This is a genomic window from Variovorax sp. 770b2 (genome assembly GCF_900115685.1).
Lineage (GTDB): Bacteria > Pseudomonadota > Gammaproteobacteria > Burkholderiales > Burkholderiaceae_C > Variovorax.
Map to the genome: position 1 here is coordinate 692,998 of NZ_FOXJ01000002.1, position 13,129 is coordinate 706,126.

The window sequence follows — 13,129 nt, forward strand, 5'->3', positions numbered from 1 at the left end:
AGAGAACGTTTCCTACGGTGGGCGATATAGTTCCCGCCCCATGGACCGCCTGAAGCAACTCGAATCCTTCGTCTCGGTCGCCACGCGTGGCAGCCTCACCGCCGCGGCCAAGGCCGAGGGCGTGGCGCCCGCGATCATGGGCCGGCGGCTCGATGCGCTGGAGGAGCGGCTGGGCGTGAAGCTCCTGGTGCGCACCACGCGGCGCATCACGCTCACGCACGAGGGCAGCGCCTTTCTCGAAGACTGCCAGCGCCTCCTGACCGAGTTCGCGAATGCCGAGGCCAGCGTGAGTGCCGGCGGCGTCAAGGCGAGCGGCCATTTGCGCGTGACGGCGCCGGCCGGCTTCGGGCGCCGCCACGTCGCGCCGCTGGTGCCGCGCTTTCATGCGATGCATCCCGAGGTCACGATCTCGCTCAACCTCAGCGACCGCGTGGTCGACGTGACCGGCGAGAGCTTCGATTGCGCAGTGCGCGTGGGCGACCTGCCCGATTCATCGCTCGTGAGCGTGCGCCTGGCCGACAACCGCCGCCGCTGCGTGGCGACGCCCGATTTCCTGCGCCGGCACGGCACACCCCGGCACCCCGGCGACCTGTCGCGCTTCGCCTGCCTCACGCTGTCCAGCGATGCCTCGCAGACGCGCGGCTGGGCCTTTCGCGTGACCAGCGAGGCCGGCGCGCAAGAGCTGATCCACCTGCGCCCGAGCGGCCCGCTCGATTGCTCCGACGGCCAGGTGCTGCACGACTGGTGCCTGGCCGGCCACGGCATCGCCTGGCGCAGCACCTGGGAGGTCGAAGCCGAGATCGACGCGGGCCTCCTGGTGCCGGTGCTGGACGAATTCGCCGCGCCGCCCAACGGCATCTACGCGGTGTTCGCGGGCGCCAAGCACCTGCCGCTCAGGGTGCGACTGTGGCTTGATTTCCTCAAGGACCAGTACGGACAACCGGAATTCTGGGGACGAACGGCCTGAAGCGGCGGGAGCGGCGTCACAATCAGTTTGCATTTAAAAACCGCCGAAGTCCCCACGGCGCTCTTCGCGACACACCGCGGAATCGGCTTTGCCGGGCCGCTGGTGTTGCCCCCGGCAGGGGGCAGGAGAAGCGGCACGAAGTACGCGAAGCCTGGGGGCGAGTCCTAGAAAGCCATCGATGACCCTCGAAGCCGTCCTCGCCTACCTGCATCTGCTGGCCATCCTCACGATGGTCGTGTTCATTTCCAGCGAGGCCGCCCTGTGCCGCGTGCAGTGGCTGAACGCCGCGGTGGTCGAGCGGCTGGCCAAGGTCGACGTGGTCTACGGCATCGCCGCCATCGCGGTGCTCGCCACCGGCATCGCGCGCACCTGGTGGGGCGTGAAGGGCACGGCCTGGTACTGGACCAACCCGCTCTTGCACGTGAAACTGGGGCTCTTCATCATCATCGGCGTGCTGTCGATCTTTCCGACGCTCACCTACTTCCGCTGGCGCAAGACGCTGCGCTCCACCGGCAAGCTCCCGTTGGAAGACGACATCAGGAAGACGCGCAAGCTGGTGATGGTGCAGGCCCACCTGATCGCGCTGATCCCGCTGGTCGCCGTGTTCCTCGCGCGCGGCTTCGGCAAATAAGCAAGAGCCGGCATGGGACCCGCCGGCATCCAGCTCCTGTTTGCCGGCACGATCTTCAGCAGCGCGTTCCTGCTGTTCCTGGTCCAGCCGCTCATCGCCAAGCAGATATTGCCGTGGTTCGGCGGCTCGGCGGCCGTGTGGTCGATCTGCATGGTGTTCTTCCAGGTCGTGCTGCTCGCGGGCTATGCGTATTCGGACTGGATCACGCGCCACCTGCGGGTGCGCGCCCAGGCGACGCTGCACGTCGCGCTGCTGCTCGCGAGCCTTTTCTTCCTGCCGATCGTGACCAGCGCGCGCTGGAAGCCGACCGGCGCCGAAGACCCGACGTTGTGGATCCTGGGCCTCCTGCTCGGCACCATCGGCCTGCCGTATTTCCTGCTCTCGACCACCGGGCCGCTGGTGCAGTCGTGGGTGGCGCGCACGCCATGGGGCGCGCAGGTGTACCGGTATTTTTCGCTGTCGAACCTGGCGTCGCTGCTGTCGCTCCTGAGCTACCCGGTGCTGATCGAGCCGCGCAGTTCGCTGCTGCAGCAGGCGCACGGATGGTCGTGGGGCTACGGGGCGTTCGTCGCGCTGTGCAGCGGCACCACGCTGTATGTGGCGCGCCGCTGGGCCGACGTGCCGCTGCCGCAAACGACCGGCGATGCGGCGGCAGTCCCTGAACAACCGCCGCGCGCCGCCCACTACCTGCTGTGGCTCGCGCTGCCCGCGCTCGGCTCCTGGCTCCTGCTGGCCGTGACCAACCACATCACCCAGAACGTGGCGGCGATTCCCTTCCTCTGGGTGCTGCCGCTCACGCTCTACCTGTTGACCTTCGTCTTGTGCTTCGAGAGCGACCGCTGGTACCGCCGCGGCGTGTTCCTGCCGCTCGCGGCCGCGATGCTGCTGCTGTGCGCCTTCGGCCTGCAGGACGCCATCGGCACCAACCTGAAGACGGCGCTGCCGATCTACGCGGCGGGCCTCTTCGCCCTGTGCATGTTCCTGCACGGCGAGATGGCCCGGCTGCGGCCGGGGCCGCGCTACCTCACGCGCTTCTACCTGATGCTGTCGCTGGGCGGCGCGCTGGGCGGCGTGACCGTCGGGCTGGTCGCGCCGCACGTGCTGCCCGCCTATTACGAACTGGGCCTCGGCCTGGTGCTCACGGCGCTGGTGGCGGCCGCGGTGCTGCGCAACCGGCGCTGGCTGCAGGTGGCCTGCGTGGCGGTCGCGGGGTGTTGCGCGTGGTTCCTCTGGTTGCAGGTGCAGGGCGACTCGGCCGATGCGCGCGTCATGCAGCGCAATTTCTACGGCACGCTGGTCACCGTCGATCACCGGCGCGACGACCCTGCCGACGACGTGCGGCAGATGTACCACGGCTCGGTCAAGCACGGCGAGCAGTTCCTTTCGCCTGCGCGCCGCAGCGAGCCAACCTCGTACTACGGCCGCACCTCGGGCATCGGCCGCGCGATCGCCGCCGCGCCCGCGGGGCCGCGCCGCGTCGGCCTGATCGGGCTTGGGGCGGGAACGCTCGCGGGCTACGGTCGGGTCGGCGATGTCTATCGCGTCTACGAGATCAATCCGCAGGTGTTCGCGCTGGCCGAGAGCGAATTCAGCTTCCTGCGCGACAGCCCGGCCCGCATCGAGCGGGTGCTGGGCGACGCGCGCCTGGCACTGGAGCGCGAGCCCGCGCAGGGCTTCGACGTGCTGGCGGTCGATGCGTTCTCGGGCGACTCGGTGCCGATCCACCTGATCACCGCGGAGGCGATGGCGGTGTACCTGCGGCACCTCCGGCCCGGCGGCATCGTCGCCTTCCACGTGACCAACCGCTTCCTCGCGCTGGCGCCCGTGGTCGCGAAGATCGCCGAGACCCAGGGGCTGCATGCGGTGCTGGTGCACGACGACACCGCCGACATCGCCTGGCTGCGCGACACCGACTGGGTGCTGGTCGCGCGCGAGGCACAGACGCTGGCGCGCGAACCGGTGGGCGCCGCGGCATCGGCCATTGCGCCGGTGGCCGGCGCCCGGCCCTGGACCGACGATTTCAACAACCTGCTGGGCGTGCTGAAGTAGCGGCCCGGGCGGCCATGAAAAAAGCCCGCACGGGGCGGGCTTTTCTGTCAGCGCGGCGCGGGCTTCAGGCCTTGGCGTCTTTTTCGCACTTCTTCACGAAGCTGTTCTTGGCGGCGCCGGCCAGCGGCTTGCCGTTCTTGTCGATGGCCTTGGCGGCGCATGCGGGGGCTGCGGCGGCCTTGGTGTCTTTTTCGCACTTCTTGATGGAGCTGGCCTTGGCGGCGCCGGCCAGCGGCTTGCCGTTCTTGTCGATGGCCTTGGCATCGCAGGTGGCGCCGGCGGCGGGTGCTGCGGCAGGCGCAGTGGCAGCCGCAGTGGCAGCCGGGGCGACAACAGGCGCGGGGGCCTTGTCTTGTGCCTGTGCGGCGCCGAACGTCAGGCAGGCGCCCAGGGCGACCAGGGAAAGGAACTTCTTCATGGTGATATGTCCTTGCAAGGTGAGTTGTGACAGGTGCCCCGCCCCGGGGCCGCCCATCCTAACGGCCCAAGGCAACGATTGGATGACGATGGTCAACTGGGTCGGGGTTTGCCCCCGGTAAAATTCGCAGATGCTATTGGTCAAACAGGAGCTGCTCGCGGCGCTCGCGAACACGCTCGAATCCCTCTCCCCCGGCGCTGGCGCCAAAGCCGCGTTCGAATCGCCCAAGGTGGCCGCGCACGGCGATTTCGCCAGCACGGCCGCCATGCAACTGGCCAAACCGCTCGCGCGCAAGCCCCGCGAACTGGCCGAGCAACTGAGCGCTGCGCTGCTCGCCACCCCCGCTTTCGGCCAATGGGTCGAGGCCATCGAGATCGCCGGGCCCGGCTTCCTCAACATCCGCCTGAAGACCGCCGCCAAGCAGCAGATCGTGCGCGAGGTGCTGTCCGCAGGTAACACTTTCGGCCAGCAGCCGGCCACCGGCGAGAAGGTGCTGGTCGAGTTCGTCTCGGCCAACCCGACCGGCCCGCTGCACGTGGGCCACGGCCGCCAGGCGGCGCTGGGCGACGCCATCTGCAACCTGCGCGCCTCGCAGGGCGACAGCGTCTGGCGCGAGTTCTATTACAACGACGCCGGCGTGCAGATCCAGACGCTGGCCAACAGCACGCAGCTGCGCGCCCGCGGCTTCAAGCCCGGCGACGCCGAATGGCCGAGCGGCGAAAAGGCCCCGGCCTACAACGGCGACTACATCGCCGACATCGCCGAGGACTTCAAGGCGAAGAAGACCGTCAGGTCCGACGACCGCGAATACACCGCGAGCGGCGACATCGAGGACATCGATTCCATCCGCGAGTTCGCCGTGGCGTACCTGCGCCGCGAGCAGGACCTGGACCTGCAGGCCTTCCGCGTGCGTTTCGACAACTACTACCTGGAGTCCAGCCTCTACACCAGCGGCCGCGTCGAGGCCGCCGTGGGCAAGCTCGTGGCGGCCGGCAAGACCTACGAGGAAGACGGCGCGCTGTGGCTCAAGTCGACCGACTACGGCGACGACAAGGACCGCGTGATGAAGAAGAAGGACGGCACGTACACGTACTTCGTGCCCGACGTCGCCTATCACATCGCCAAGTGGGAGCGCGGCTTTCACAAGGTCGTGAACATCCAGGGCACCGACCACCACGGCACGATCGCGCGGGTGCGCGCCGGGCTGCAGGCGGCGGGCGAAGGCATCCCCGAGGGCTACCCCGACTACGTGCTGCACACCATGGTGCGCGTCATGAAGGGCGGCGAAGAGGTCAAGATCAGCAAGCGCGCCGGCAGCTACGTCACGCTGCGCGACCTGATCGAGTGGACCAGCACCGATGCCATCCGCTTCTTCCTCTTGAGCCGCAAGCCCGACACCGAATACACCTTCGACGTCGATCTCGCGGTGACGAAAAACAACGACAACCCGGTTTATTACGTGCAGTACGCGCATGCGCGCATCTGCTCGGTGCTGGCCGGCTGGGGTGGCGACGCCGCCACGCTGAAGGACGTGGACCTGTCGCCGCTCGAGAGCCCGCCGGCGCAGGCGCTGATGCTGCTGCTGGCCAAGTACCCGGCCATGCTCACGGCGGCGTCGACGGATTTCGCCCCGCACGACGTCACCTTCTACCTGCGCGAACTGGCCGCCAGCTACCACAGCTACTACGACGCCGAACGCATCCTGGTGGACGACGAAAAGGTCAAGCTGGCCCGCCTGGCGCTCGTCGCCGCGACCGCGCAGGTGCTGCACAATGGCCTCGCGATTCTCGGCGTCAGTGCGCCGAACAAGATGTGAACCTCACTCCCATGAAGAAGACAACAAGACAACGCGGCAACATCGTCATCGGCCTGATCATCGGGCTGGTGCTCGGCCTGGGCGTCGCGCTGGGCATCGCGGTCTACGTGACCAAGGTGCCGATCCCGTTCGTGACCAAGACGCAGAAGGGCGGCGCAGAGCAGGACGAGGCCGAAGCCCGCAAGAACCGCGACTGGGACCCCAACGCACCGCTGGCCGGCAAGGCAGGTGCCGCCAAGCCGACGCCGCCGGCCGCCACCGGCCCGGTCAACCCGATCACTGGCGAGCCGGCCACCAGCACCACCGCCGTCGCACCCGGCACACCGCCCCCGGCCACCGCGCCGGTGCCCGTGGTGGTCGCGCCCAAGCCGACGCGCGCGGCGCCCGTGCCGGCCGAAGCCAATGCGCTGCCGGCGTCGAACGATCCGCTGGGCGACTTGGCCCGGGCCCGCGCGGGCAGCAGTTCGGGCAGCACGACCGTGGCGTCCGCCGCGCCGAGCAGCAACAACGCTGCGGCAGCGTCCTCCGGTGGCGCCGATCCGTTCATGTATTTCGTGCAGGCCGGCGCCTTCCGCACCACCGACGACGCCGAGGCCCAGCGCGCCAAGCTGTCGCTGATGGGTGTCGAGGCCCGGGTCACCGAGCGCGAGCAGGCCGGCCGCACGGTCTACCGCGTGCGCGCGGGTCCGTTCAACAAGAAGGACGACGCCGACCGGCTCAAGGACCGGCTCGACGGCGGCGGTCTCGAATCGGCCTTGGTCCGCGTGCAGCGCTGACCGGGCTGCGGCTGTCGCAAATAGCCTTTAAGCTTCGCCGCGCGGCATTTGCCGCCACCATTCAGCGCCTTCGGGCGCGCCGTGTGCACCGCTTGCGAGGAACTCCTCGCCGCGCGCCGGCTCAGTCTGCCGTACCAACAGGAGAACCCTTTCAATGAAACGTCGTGACTTTTCGCTGGCCGCCACTTCGCTCGGGCTGCTTTCGCTGGCCGCCAATCCGGCCCACGCCCAGGCGCGCACCCCCAAGGCCGGCTCCGAGTACCTCGTGCTCGACAAGCGCGTGCCGGTCGATGCACCGGCCGGCAAGGTCGAGGTGGTCGAGTTCTTCTCGTACAACTGCCCCCATTGCAACGACTTCGAACCGGCGCTCGAAGCCTGGGCCAAGACGGCACCCAAGGAAGTCGCCTTCCGCCGCATCCCGGTGCCTTTCGTGGGCAACGACGTCGAAGCCAAGCAGCGCCTGTACTACGCGCTCGAGGCGCTGGGCAAGGTCGACGAATTCCAGCCCAAGGTCTTCAACGCAATCCACAAGCAGCGCCAGAACGTGAACGGCGACGCCAACATCATTGCCTGGGTCGCGGCCAACGGCATCGACGGCGCCAAGTTCAAGGAAGTGTTCACCTCGTTCGGCGTGGCCAGCAAGGCCAAGCGCGCCTCACAGATGACCGACGCCTACAAGGTGGCCGGTGTGCCGGCAATGGCCGTGGCCGGCCGCTGGTATGTGGATGGCGAGACCGCCGGCAACATGACCAACGTGCTGCAGGTCGTCAACTTCCTGGTCGGCGAAGCAAAGAAGGGCTGACCCCCGAAGAGGGCCGCGCGGCACTTCGTGTCCGCAGCGCCTCTCCCTTGCAGGGGGCGATACCTCAGGCCCGGCGGAGCCGGTTCCGCGATGTCTCCCCGAGGGAACACCGGCCCGCTTTGGCGGGCCTTTTTCATCGGCGCTGGTAACCGGTGTTAATCCGCCGCATACAATGGTTCAGAGCAAGTTTCGTGCCTCTATGACATTGCCCTCCTACCCAAACAACACCCCCCTCATTCGTCGCATCGGCCGCCTGGCCATCGGCGCGCTGTTGCTGGCCGGCCTCGCCTCGGGCGCCCTGGCCGAGACCGCCGACCGCAGCAAGCCGATGAACATCGAGTCGGACGCCATGCGCTACGACGACCTGAAACAGACCAGCGTGTTCACCGGCAACGTGCTCGTCACGAAGGGCACGATCATCATCCGCGGCGCGCGCCTGGATGTGCGCCAGGATGCCGAGGGCTACCAGTACGGCGTGGTCACGGCGGCACCCGGCAAGCGGGCCTACTACAAGCAGAAGCGCAATGCGCCCGACGAGTGGATCGAAGGCGAGTCCGAAGTCATCGAGTACGACAGCCGTGCCGACAACGTCAAGTTCATCCGCAACGCCACCATGCGCCGCCTGCTCGGCGCCACGCCGAACGACGAAAGCCAGGGCGCGCTGATCGTCTACGACCAGAGCAACGACACCTACACGGTCAACGGCTCGACCGTGCCGCCGAACACCGCCGTGAACGCATCGACGCCCACCGGCCGCGTGAAGACCATCCTCACCCCGAAGGCCGCCACCGCGCCCAAGCCCGGCGCCTCGGCCCCGGCCGGCGCGAAGCCCGCGGCACCGGCCCCCACCCCCGCGCCCGGCACCGGCCTGCGCTCGACCACCACGCTCGGTGGAGAGGGAGAAGGGCGCAAGTGATCGAAACCGCCGGAATCCAGGAAGCCAACAACGTCCCGGGCAGCCGCCTGGTCGCGCGCGGCCTGCAGAAAAGCTATGGCAGCCGCACCGTCGTGAAGGACGTCTCGCTGGACGTGCAGAAGGGCGAAGTCGTCGGGCTGCTCGGCCCCAACGGCGCCGGCAAGACCACGTCGTTCTACATGATCGTCGGGCTGGTGCGCGCCGACGCGGGCGAGATCACCATCGATGGCGAGCCGATCGCCCACATGCCGATCCACCGCCGTGCGCGCATGGGCCTGAGCTACCTGCCGCAGGAAGCGTCGATCTTTCGCAAGCTCACCGTCGAGGAAAACGTGCGCGCCGTGCTCGAGCTGCAGCGCGAACCCGACGAGAGCGGCAAGGTGGTGGCGCTTTCCAAGAAGCACATCGAAGAGCGCCTGTCCGAACTGCTGACCGACCTGCGCGTGGATCACCTGCGCGATTCGCCCGCGCTCGCGCTCTCGGGCGGCGAGCGCCGCCGCGTCGAGATCGCGCGCGCGCTGGCGACGCAACCGCGCTTCATCCTGCTGGACGAGCCCTTCGCCGGCATCGACCCGATCGCGGTGATCGAGATCCAGCGGATCATCAGTTTCCTGAAGGAACGTGGCATCGGCGTGCTCATCACCGACCACAACGTGCGCGAAACGCTGGGCATCTGCGATCACGCTTTCATCATCAGCGACGGGCACGTGCTGGCACAAGGCACACCCTCGGAGATCGTCGACAACGCCGAAGTACGCAGGGTGTACCTGGGCGAACACTTCCGCATGTAAGGGAGGGTCGGGTTCTTCATGAAGCAAGGGCTGTCCCTTCGCGTCTCGCAGCATCTGGCACTGACGCCACAGCTGCAGCAGTCGATCCGCCTGCTGCAGCTCTCCACGCTCGAACTGAGCCAGGAGGTGGAGCAGATGCTGGACGAGAACCCGTTCCTGGAGCGCACCGCTGAAGAAGCGGCGCGCGAGGAGTTCGGGCTCGACGCCGTCGACACGCCGGTGCCGCGCGACGACGGCGGCGAAACTGGCGAGAGCGATTTCGCCTCGGCGCCGAGCAGCAGCGCGACCACCTCCACCACCGAAACCGCCTCCACGCCCGACTCCGACGCACCCGCCGCCGAGATCGCCGAGCGCGAGCCCGACTGGGAAGGCGACGGCACCGTCGACATGGCGCCGGACGACAGCGAGTGGGGCAGCGACGCCCCCGCGCGCCAGAACAACCTGGGCGACGACGAACGCGCCGACGCCACCGAGCTTGCGCGCAGCCAGGAGTCGCTGCAGTCGTTCCTGCACCGCCAGGCGCTGAGCCTGCGCCTCAATGAAAACGACTGTGCCGCGCTGCGCTTCCTGATCGAGTCGCTCAACGACGACGGCTACCTGGAAGACTCGCTCCCCGCGCTGGCCTCGGGCCTCGCGGGCGACGACAACGACCAGTTCGACGAGCTCGTGCACCACTTCCAGGTGGCGCTCGGCCTGCTGCAGAGCCTGGAGCCGGCCGGCGTCGGCGCGCGCGACCTGGGCGAGTGCCTGGGCATCCAGCTGCGCGCCCTGGCCAGCGAAGACGAGACCGAGGACGAAGAGCTCATCCGCAAGACCGCCATCGCGATCTGCAAGCAGCCGATGGAGCTGCTCGCGCGGCGCGACTTCAAGCGCCTGGCCACGCTCACGCGCACCAACGAAGAGCTGGTGCGCTCGGCGCTGCAGATCATTGCGCGCCTGGAGCCCAAGCCGGGCCGCCGTTTTGTCGACGTCGAGCGCAACATCGTCATTCCCGACGTGATCGTCACCAAGACCGGCCGCGGCACCAACATCAAGTTCCGCGTCATGCTCAACCCCGAGGTGATGCCGCGCCTGCGCGTGCACGACATCTACGCCGGCGCGCTCAAGGCGCACAAGGGCGAGGGCAGCCAGGCGCTGTCGCAGCGGCTGCAGGAGGCGCGCTGGTTCATCAAGAACATCCAGCAGCGCTTTGACACCATCCTGCGCGTGAGCAACGCCATCGTCGAGCGGCAAAAGAGCTACTTCGTGCACGGCGAGCTCGCGATGCGCCCGCTGGTGCTGCGCGAGATCGCCGACGAGCTGGGCCTGCACGAATCCACCATCTCGCGCGTGACCACCGCCAAGTACATGTCCACGCCGTTCGGCACGGTCGAGCTCAAGTACTTCTTCGGCTCGGCGCTGGGCACCGAGACCGGCGGCAATGCGTCGAGCACCGCGGTGCGCGCGCTCATCAAGCAGTTCGTGAGCTCCGAGAGCATCAAGAAGCCGCTGTCGGACAGCCAGATCTCCGAGATGCTGAAGGAGCAGGGCATCGAGTGCGCGCGCCGCACCGTGGCCAAGTACCGCGAGGCGCTGCGCATCGCGCCCGCCAACCTGCGCAAGGCCCTGTAGAAAGCCGCCGATGACCCGCCGCCTGCTGTCGCGCTGTGGGCATTGGGTCTTGGCCGTCGCGGCCGCGTTGCTGTTCGCGGGTTGCGCCACCTTGCCCGACGAGGCGCCGCGCCCGCCCACCAGGACCATCGCCGTCTCCGCCGACACCGCGCTCGGCAAGATCGCGCTGGCCTCGCAGCCCGACCCCGACCTCAGCGGCTTTCGCCTGATGCCGGGCGGCGACTTCGCCTTCGACACCCGCATCCAGCTCGCGCGCCGCGCGCAGCGCACGCTGGACGTGCAGTACTACCAGATCGAGAACGACGAGACCGGCCGCTACCTCTTGCGCACCCTGCGCGATGCGGCCCAGCGCGGCGTGCGCGTGCGCCTCCTGATGGACGACCTGTACACGTCCGGCGAAGACGAACTCCTGCTCGGCCTGGCCGCCACGCCGAATGTCGAGCTGCGCCTGTTCAACCCATTCCCGGCCGGGCGCGGCAGCCTGCTCAAGCGCTTTGCCGCTTCGCTCTTCGATTTCAGCCGCGTCAACCGCCGCATGCACAACAAGCTCTTCATCGCCGACGGCGCGATGGCGGTGGCGGGCGGGCGCAACATCGGCAACCAGTACTTCACGCGCACGGCGGGCGAGAACTTCATCGACCTCGACACCTTCGTCACCGGCGCGCTGATCCCGCGCCTGGGCGTGCTGTTCGACCAGTACTGGAACAGCGTCTACGTGCGGCCGGTCCAGTCGGTCATCGCGAGCGAGCTCTCGCGGGAGGAACTGCAAAAGCGCTTCGACGCCGCCACAGGCCCGGACACCACGCCGCCGCCGCCGAAGCCCGCGCCCAACGACCTGCTCGGCTACAGCCCGATGGCCGACGACCTGAATGCGGGCAAGCTCGGCCTGATCTGGACCCTGGCCGAGGCGTATGCCGATTCGCCCGAGCGCGTGATCGGCAAGACCGCGTCGTACGGCGGCGTGCCGCTGCTGGACGTGGACAGCGTGCGCTACAACGTGGTCGAGCAGATGCGCCGCGCGAGGAGCGAGGTCACCATCGTCTCGCCCTACCTGATCCCGGGCGCCGCGGGGCTGGAGGTGATGAAGGAGATCCGCCAGCGCAACGTGAAGATCAGCGTGGTCACCAACTCGCTGGCCGCCACCGACGAGCCGCTGGTGCACACCGCCTACCGCCGCTACCGGCCCGAGATGCTCAAGCTCGGCGCCGATCTTTACGAGCTGAGCACCACGCGCACGCGGCGCAGCGTGCGGCTCGGCTTGTTCGGCACCTCGGTGGGCCGGCTGCACGCCAAGTCGGCGGTGATCGACCGCAGCATCCTCTTCGTCGGCTCGATGAATTTCGATCCGCGCTCGGAGACGCACAACACCGAGATCGGCCTGTTCATCCGCAGCCCCGAGATGGCGGAGCAGACCTTGAAGCTCATCGACGTGCTCAAGCAGCAGGGCGCGTACCGGCTGCGTTTTGTCCAGGACAGCGGCGAGTCGCGCATCGAGTGGGTCAGCGAGGACGCGGGCAAGACCACGGTGCTGAACGAGGAGCCCGACTCCGGCTTCTGGGACCGCACGATGCTCGAACTGCTGGCGCCGTTGACGCCGGAGAGCCTGTTGTGATCCCTGGCAACTTGCGCTCGAAAAACCGTTCACGCTGAGCTTGTCGAAGCGCCGCGCGAAGCTTCGTCAAGCTCTCAGCCCGAACGGGCGGAGCCTCAGCTTTCGCGCACGGCCGACCACACGAGCCGCAGTCCCAGCAGGCCCATCACGCCGCCGGCCGCGCGGTCGATCCAGGCCTTGTAGCGCAGGTAGGCCGAGCGCGGCGCCGCCGATGACAGCGCCAGCGCGACGATCGCGTACCACCCCGTCTCGATGCAGAAGATGACCACCGGCACCGCGAGCGCCAGCACCCGCGGCATCTCGCGCGGGAGGAAGGCCGCGAAGATGCTCGCGTACACCACCGCTGTCTTCGGGTTGCTGACCTGCGTGGCCAGGCCGAGCAGGAAGGTGCGCCCGCCGTGGCCCTGTTGCCGGGGCGATGCATCGGTGTCCTGCGTCATCGCAAGCGGCTGCCGCGCACCGCGCCAGATGCGAAAGCCCAGGTAGATCAGGTACGCGCCGCCGAAGCCCTTGATCGCGAGATAGAGCCCCGGCACCGCGAGGAACGCCGCCTGCAGCCCGGCCAGCGCGGCAATCGCGAACACGAGCCCGCCCGCGCCCATGCCCAGCGCCGCCGCGAGCCCGTCGCTGCGTGAAGCCACGGCCGTGCGCGCGACCATGACGAAGCTCGGGCCCGGGCTCATGGCGCCGACCGTCATCGCGCCGGCAATGCCGAGGAGGGAGAGTGTGGTGTCCATCAT

At 68.4% G+C, this 13,129-nt stretch carries 12 protein-coding genes; 10 read left to right on the forward strand and 2 right to left on the reverse strand.

The window, feature by feature from the left end:
* Positions 1–40: 40 nt before the first annotated feature.
* The 3 genes from BM133_RS18780 (at position 41) to BM133_RS18790 (ending at position 3,647) form a co-directional block, all read left to right on the forward strand.
* Complete coding sequence (locus BM133_RS18780) at positions 41–967, forward strand: LysR family transcriptional regulator (protein ID WP_093436804.1); 927 nt, start codon at positions 41–43, stop codon at positions 965–967.
* Positions 968–1,145: 178 nt separating this feature from the next.
* Positions 1,146–1,598 (forward strand): DUF2214 family protein, encoded by a 453-nt coding sequence (locus BM133_RS18785; RefSeq protein WP_093436807.1) that lies wholly within the window; start codon positions 1,146–1,148, stop codon positions 1,596–1,598.
* Between the two features lie 12 nt (positions 1,599–1,610).
* Positions 1,611–3,647, forward strand: coding sequence for a fused MFS/spermidine synthase (locus tag BM133_RS18790; RefSeq protein ID WP_093436809.1), 2,037 nt, complete (start codon positions 1,611–1,613; stop codon positions 3,645–3,647).
* A gap of 64 nt (positions 3,648–3,711) precedes the next feature.
* On the opposite strand, the gene BM133_RS18795 is transcribed toward BM133_RS18790, so the two are convergent.
* The gene (locus tag BM133_RS18795; protein WP_093436812.1) at positions 3,712–4,065 is read right to left on the reverse strand and encodes a hypothetical protein; all 354 of its coding nucleotides are present in this window, start codon (positions 4,063–4,065) and stop codon (positions 3,712–3,714) included.
* Between the two features lie 130 nt (positions 4,066–4,195).
* On the opposite strand from BM133_RS18795, the gene argS reads away from it, so the two are divergent.
* The 7 genes from argS to BM133_RS18830 all read left to right on the forward strand — a co-directional run bounded on the left by argS (position 4,196) and on the right by BM133_RS18830 (position 12,389).
* Positions 4,196–5,881, forward strand: a complete 1,686-nt coding sequence (argS, locus tag BM133_RS18800; RefSeq protein WP_093436814.1) for an arginine--tRNA ligase — start codon at positions 4,196–4,198, stop codon at positions 5,879–5,881.
* A gap of 11 nt (positions 5,882–5,892) precedes the next feature.
* Positions 5,893–6,657 (forward strand): SPOR domain-containing protein, encoded by a 765-nt coding sequence (locus BM133_RS18805; protein ID WP_093437131.1) that lies wholly within the window; start codon positions 5,893–5,895, stop codon positions 6,655–6,657.
* A 154-nt stretch (positions 6,658–6,811) separates the two neighbouring features.
* On the forward strand, positions 6,812–7,459 hold the full coding sequence (locus BM133_RS18810) for a thiol:disulfide interchange protein DsbA/DsbL (RefSeq protein ID WP_093436817.1): 648 nt from the start codon (positions 6,812–6,814) through the stop codon (positions 7,457–7,459).
* Between the two features lie 199 nt (positions 7,460–7,658).
* Positions 7,659–8,375, forward strand: a complete 717-nt coding sequence (lptA, locus tag BM133_RS18815) for a lipopolysaccharide transport periplasmic protein LptA (protein ID WP_093436820.1) — start codon at positions 7,659–7,661, stop codon at positions 8,373–8,375.
* The gene (gene lptB, locus BM133_RS18820; protein WP_093436822.1) at positions 8,372–9,166 is read left to right on the forward strand and encodes an LPS export ABC transporter ATP-binding protein; all 795 of its coding nucleotides are present in this window, start codon (positions 8,372–8,374) and stop codon (positions 9,164–9,166) included. The genes lptA and lptB overlap by 4 nt, the downstream gene beginning before the upstream one ends.
* A gap of 18 nt (positions 9,167–9,184) precedes the next feature.
* Positions 9,185–10,777: an RNA polymerase factor sigma-54 gene (gene rpoN, locus BM133_RS18825; RefSeq protein ID WP_093436825.1), complete on the forward strand. Its 1,593-nt coding sequence runs from the start codon at positions 9,185–9,187 to the stop codon at positions 10,775–10,777.
* A gap of 10 nt (positions 10,778–10,787) precedes the next feature.
* Complete coding sequence (locus tag BM133_RS18830) at positions 10,788–12,389, forward strand: phospholipase D family protein (RefSeq protein WP_093436828.1); 1,602 nt, start codon at positions 10,788–10,790, stop codon at positions 12,387–12,389.
* A gap of 95 nt (positions 12,390–12,484) precedes the next feature.
* Here BM133_RS18830 and BM133_RS18835 read toward each other — a convergent pair whose 3' ends face one another.
* The gene (locus tag BM133_RS18835; RefSeq protein WP_093436831.1) at positions 12,485–13,129 is read right to left on the reverse strand and encodes a LysE family translocator; all 645 of its coding nucleotides are present in this window, start codon (positions 13,127–13,129) and stop codon (positions 12,485–12,487) included.